Origin of the sequence: Streptomyces glaucescens, assembly GCF_002154375.1 — a bacterium.
In the GTDB taxonomy this organism is placed as follows: Bacteria; Actinomycetota; Actinomycetes; order Streptomycetales; family Streptomycetaceae; genus Streptomyces; species Streptomyces glaucescens.
Window position 1 is genome coordinate 1 of the sequence record NZ_MUND01000317.1, and the last position, 5,281, is coordinate 5,281.

The 5,281-nt window shown below is 72.3% G+C and carries 6 protein-coding genes; 4 read left to right on the forward strand and 2 right to left on the reverse strand.

The window, feature by feature from the left end; all coding sequences use genetic code 11:
* Positions 1 to 1,246 (reverse strand): amidohydrolase (locus CCN42_RS20950; RefSeq protein ID WP_107427623.1); only part of this gene is annotated, 1,246 nt, incomplete at its 3' end.
* A gap of 273 nt (positions 1,247 to 1,519) precedes the next feature.
* Between CCN42_RS20950 and CCN42_RS20955 the strand changes: the two genes are divergently transcribed.
* The 4 genes from CCN42_RS20955 (at position 1,520) to CCN42_RS20970 (ending at position 4,788) form a co-directional block, all read left to right on the forward strand.
* Positions 1,520 to 2,983 carry an aminotransferase class I/II-fold pyridoxal phosphate-dependent enzyme gene (locus tag CCN42_RS20955; RefSeq protein WP_086737787.1) on the forward strand — a complete coding sequence of 488 codons (1,464 nt, stop codon included), beginning with the start codon at positions 1,520 to 1,522 and terminating at the stop codon, positions 2,981 to 2,983.
* A gap of 94 nt (positions 2,984 to 3,077) precedes the next feature.
* Positions 3,078 to 3,785, forward strand: a complete 708-nt coding sequence (locus CCN42_RS20960) for a nucleotidyltransferase family protein (protein ID WP_086737789.1) — start codon at positions 3,078 to 3,080, stop codon at positions 3,783 to 3,785.
* The gene (locus CCN42_RS20965) at positions 3,782 to 4,027 is read left to right on the forward strand and encodes a hypothetical protein (protein ID WP_086173240.1); all 246 of its coding nucleotides are present in this window, start codon (positions 3,782 to 3,784) and stop codon (positions 4,025 to 4,027) included. Before CCN42_RS20960 ends, CCN42_RS20965 begins: the two co-directional genes overlap by 4 nt.
* Positions 4,024 to 4,788 (forward strand): metallophosphoesterase family protein, encoded by a 765-nt coding sequence (locus CCN42_RS20970; RefSeq protein WP_086173239.1) that lies wholly within the window; start codon positions 4,024 to 4,026, stop codon positions 4,786 to 4,788. Before CCN42_RS20965 ends, CCN42_RS20970 begins: the two co-directional genes overlap by 4 nt.
* 61 nt (positions 4,789 to 4,849) lie before the next feature.
* Here CCN42_RS20970 and CCN42_RS20975 read toward each other — a convergent pair whose 3' ends face one another.
* Positions 4,850 to 5,254 carry a hypothetical protein gene (locus CCN42_RS20975; RefSeq protein WP_086737791.1) on the reverse strand — a complete coding sequence of 135 codons (405 nt, stop codon included), beginning with the start codon at positions 5,252 to 5,254 and terminating at the stop codon, positions 4,850 to 4,852.
* Between the last annotated feature and the right edge of the window lie 27 nt (positions 5,255 to 5,281).

A 5,281-nucleotide genomic window follows, 5' to 3' on the forward strand; every position in this document is an offset into this window, starting at 1 on the left:
CGGCGCTCTGGCCCGCACCGCCGGGCGCCGCCGACGTCTCCGCGAGGCCCCGCCGTGACGGCTGACGCGCCTCCGGCTCGCGGTGCCGGGCCCACGCCGTCGCGCGCAGGTCCGCGTCGAGCAGGACGTCCGCCGCGGTGCGGGCCAGAGCGCCGGTGACGGCGGTCAGTACCGTTCGGGCCCGGTCCGAGGCCGCCGCGCGGGCGAACTCGGGGGTGTGATCGGATCCGTCGGCGCCCATGATGGCGACGAACGGATGGATGGCGGGCACCCGCGAGCTGACGTTCCCGATGTCCGAGGAGCCGAGGTGGACGCCGGGGACGGGCGGGGTGAGGGTGATGCCCGCCCGGGCGAGGTGCCCGGCGAACCGCTCGGAGAGGACATCGCTGTCGCGGAAGTGTTCGTAGCGGACGGTGGCCCGCTCGATCTCGGCCCGGGTCCCGGTGGCGAGGGCGACGCCCTCGGCGCAGGTGCGCACCTGCTCCACCAGGTCCTCCAGCTCGGCGGTGGTGGCGGCGCGCAGGCCGAAGCGGCCCTCGGCGTACTCGGGGACGATGTTGGTGGCCGTGCCGCCCTGGGTGACGATCCCCTGGATGTGGGACGCCTGCGGGAGCCGCCGGCCGATGCCGTGCACCACGTTGAACAGCTCGATCAGCGCGGCGAGCGCGTCGATGCCCTCCGTCGGGTTGCCCGTGGGGTGGGCGGCGCGCCCGTGGAATCCGACCCGGTACTGCACCTGGGCGGTCAGCGGGGCCCGCATCCAGTCGTACACGCCGGGATGGAACATCAGCGCGGCGTCCACGTCGTCGAACACGCCGGCCTCCGCCTCCAGGACCTTCCCGCCGCCGCCCTCCTCGGCCGGGCTGCCCACCGCCAGCACGGAACCGGGCGTGCCGCCGAGGACCGTACGGACCGCGAGGGCCGCGCCCAGGCCGGCCGCGGCGATCAGATTGTGGCCGCAGGCATGACCGAGACCGGGCAGCGCGTCGTACTCCAGCAGCAGCGCCACCGCGGGCCGGCCGTGGCCCGAGCGCGCGGTGAACGCGGTCGGCAGTCCCGCCACTTGACGCTCGACGGCGAACCCCTCACGTTCGAGCACGCCGGTGAGCAGGGCTGCCGACCGGTGCTCGGCGAAGGCGTACTCCGGGTCGGCGTGCAGGCGCAGGGCGATGTCCCACAGTTCGTCGGCCCGGCGGGCCACCTCGGCGTTCAGGGGGGTGTCGACGTCGTCGAGCGTGTGGGCCACGTGGCCTCCCCGGGCGTCCGCGGTGTCGTGCGTGCCCCGCACGGGTTCCACCGGGCGGCGCCTCGACACACACAAGGTCTCGTGGCCGCTCGGGGGCGGCCGGACCACGGGTGAGGAGGCACTGATCGCGGAGTGTGACGTCGTGCGGAGTTTCGCTCGGCGTGACGGTGCAACACGGTCGGTACGGCCGTCCGACGCGGCCCGACCGGTACCGGCCGCGACCTGCGACGCCCCGCGACCGGTGTTCCCGCCACTCACGATCCGGGAGGAACGATGGACCACTCGCGCGCCCCTGTACTGGAGGCCCTTCAGGAGTTCCGGCGCCGGGGGGACGTGGCGTACGGACCGCCGGGCCACAAGCAGGGCCGGGGTGCGGACCCGCGAGTGGTGGACATCGTGGGGATGGACGTCTTCCGCTCCGATGTGCTCACCCTGAACGGGCTCGACGACCGCCGTCAGTCCCAGGGGGTGCTCAGCCAGGCGCAGGAGCTGATGGCCGACGCGGTCGGCGCCACGGAGGCGTTCTTCTCCACGTGCGGCAGCTCGCTGTCGGTGAAGACGGCGATGCTGGCCGTGGCCGGCCCCGGCGAGAAGATGCTGCTGTCGCGCAACGCGCACAAGTCCGTGGTGGCGGCCGTCGTCGTCAACGGCGTGGAGCCGATCTGGGTGCACCCGAAGTTCGACGCCGAACGGCACCTGGCGCACCCGCCGGAGCCCGAGGACGTACGCAACCGGCTGCGGGAGCACCCGGACGCGAAGGGCATGCTGCTGATCACCCCGACCGACTGGGGCACCTGCGCCGACGTGGGCGGGGTGGCCCGGGCCTGCCACGAGTTCGACGTACCGCTGATCGTGGACGAGGCGTGGGGCGCCCATCTGCCGTTCCACCCGGACCTGCCGGCCTGGGGGATGGACGCCGAGGCCGACCTGGTCGTGACCAGCGTGCACAAGATGGGCGGGGCGATCGAGCAGAGTTCGGTGTTCCACCTGCAGTACGACCGGGTCGCCTCGGAGGTGCTGAAGCAGCGGGAGGACCTGCTGGGCACCACCAGCGCCTCGGCCCTGGTGTACGCCACCCTGGACGGCTGGCGGCGTCAGATGGTGGAGCACGGGCGCGAGCTGCTGGACACCGCGCTCGCCCGGGCGCGGCGGATCCGGGCGGCGGCGGACGAGCTGCCGGGGCTGCGGGTCATGGGCCGCGAGATCGTGGACGAGGGGCTCGCCGCCGACCTCGACCCGCTCAAGATCGTGATCGACGTGCGGGAGCTGGGCATCAGCGGGATGCAGGCGGCCGAGTGGCTGCGGGCGCACCGGCATGTCGACGTCGGCGGCTCCGACAGCTGCCGCATCAGCGCCTCGATCACCCATGCCGACGACGACGAGACCGAGCGGTTGCTGATCGACGCCCTGCGGTCGCTGGTGGAGAAGGCCGACACGATCGAGCGGCAGCCGCCGGTGCACCTGCCGGAGCCGTCGGCGCTCGAACTGGAGCAGGCGATGCTGCCGCGGGACGCGTTCTTCGCGCCGGTCGAGCATGTGCCCGTGGAGCGGGCCGTGGGACGGATCAGCGCGGAGATGATCAGCCCGTACCCGCCCGGGGTACCCGCCATCGCGCCGGGAGAGGTCATCACCGCGGAGGTGCTGGACTACCTGCGCAGCGGTGTCGAGCACGGGGTGCTCATCCCGGACGCGGCGGATTCCTCGGTGCGGACGCTGCGGGTGGTGGCCCGCCCGTGAACCGGTCCTGTCATCACCAGAGGCGTCCCGGGTACTTGGTACCCGCTGTCACGTACTCGGTTCCGGTTGTCACGCGCGGCGAGAGGGAGTGGAAATGACGCAGAACGGCGACCCGGCATCCGCCCGGCGAGCGTGGGCCGGTGAAACGCAGTCGGCCGCGGCGGTGGGCGATCTCGTGCCGCCCGAGGTACCCGGGACGCAGAGTCCGCCCCCGGACCTGACGCCGGACCTGCCCCGGGACCGGACGCAGGCCATCCTGGAGGCGACCAAGCAGGTGGGGACGCTGCTGAAGCGGAACGGGCACCGGTTCGCGCTGGCCGGCAGCGTCGCCGCGTACACGCATGGCGCGGGCACGAATCTCCAGCACGACGCCGATTTCTGCGTCCGCCCGGAGGACGCGGAGACCGTCGCGGCGACACTGCGCGAGGGCGGTCTGGAGGTGCGGATCCCACCGGAGGACTGGCTGCTGAAGACCGAGTGCTTCGGGCAGTCCGTCGACATCATCTTCCGGCTGGCGCACCGGCCGGTCAGCACCGAGATGCTGAACCGGGCCGAGGAGATGCCGGTGCAGTCGGTCCTGATGCCGGTGCTGTCCGCCACGGACCTGGTGGCGAGCCTGGTCTCCGCGTTCACGGAGCACTACTGCGACTTCGGTGCGGTGCTCCCCGTGGCCCGGGCGCTGCGGGAGAAGGTCGACTGGGAAGAGGTCCGGCGGGAGTGCGGCGAGGATCCGATGCCCGCCGCCTTCCTCTTCCTCCTCGAACGTCTGAACGTGATCGCTCCGCGGAAGGAGCAGCCATGAACAACCTGGACTACCGGGTCGCCCACCTGCGCGAACGTCTCGCGGGCGGGCCGCTCGCCGAGCTGGGGGTGCAGGTCGCGGTGCACGGGGACTCGGTGCTGGTGACCGGCACCGTGCCGTCGTCGCACTGCCGTGACGAGATCGGGCGGATCGTGGGCGAGACACTGACCGGGCTCACGGTGCGCTGCGACCTGGTGGTCGCCGAAGCGTCGTCCCCCGACCAGGCGGAGGAGCTGGCATGATCCGCATCGCAGCCGTCGGTGACATCCACATGGGCCCCGACAGCCAGGGAGTGCTGCGGCCCGCGTTCGAGACCCTGCCCGACTGTGCCGACGTCCTGCTCCTCGCGGGCGACCTGACCCGGCACGGCACTCCCGAGGAGGCCCGGGTGGTGGCGCGGGAGGTCAAGGACCTGGGGGTGCCGGTGGTGGCGGTCCTGGGCAACCACGACCACCACGACGAACAGCCCGACGAGGTCACGGCGATCCTCCAGGACGGCGGTGTCCAGGTGCTGGAGGGACAGGAGACCGTGCTGGACTGCGGGCGGGGCCGGGTCGGCGTGGCCGGCACCAAGGGGTTCTGCGGCGGCTTCGCGGGCCGGAACGCCGGGGAGTTCGGCGAGCCGCTGATGAAGGAGTTCGTGCGCTACACGCGCCGGTGTGCCGATGGCTTGCGTACGGCGCTGGAGCGGCTCGACGAGCAGGGCTGCGACGCGCGGATCGCGCTGACCCACTTCTCCCCCGTGCCGGACACGCTGGCGGGCGAGCCGCTGGAGATCTACCCGTTCCTCGGCAGCTACCTGCTGGCCGAGGCGATCGACACCGCCGGAGCCGATCTCGCGGTCCACGGGCATGCCCACGCGGGCACGGAGCACGGCATGACCAGTGGTGGCGTACGGGTGCGCAACGTCGCCCAGCCGGTCATCGGACGGGCCTTCCACGTGTACCACCTCCAGGTGCCCGAGCGGGTGCCGACGGGCACTCCCGCGGAGTCGGCCGGCTGACACCGCGCACCCGACGAGATACGGCGGAACTCCCGGACGCGGCTCACTCCAGTCCGGGTGTTCAGCCGAGGAGCAGGAACCTCAGGTAGAAGAACGTTTCATTCCTCCGGGGGGCTTTCCCTTCCGGGCGGGGGGCTGTGATCTCCTCCTCCGAATACACCAGCTCCCCCACGCTCACGCGGAACCGGCACTCCCTGTGGCGGCCCTTCACCCTGACCAGCAGGGAGCCGTCCGGCACGCGGTAGACGCCGCGGTGCGGCCGGTCCCCGGGCAGCATGCCCACCGCTATCAGCTCGGGTATGTGCTCTCTCGCCAGCCGCTCGCCGACGTCCCGGGCGTCCTCCTCACCGCCTTCGACGTACTCCCCGTGGACGAGGGACCACTCGGGCCGAAGACACGCCGGCTCCCACACATCGAAGTCGATGCGCTCTTCTTCGATGAACACGTACCAGGACGATGAGGTCATGCGCGCAGCCTAGGTCGTGTCCGCAAA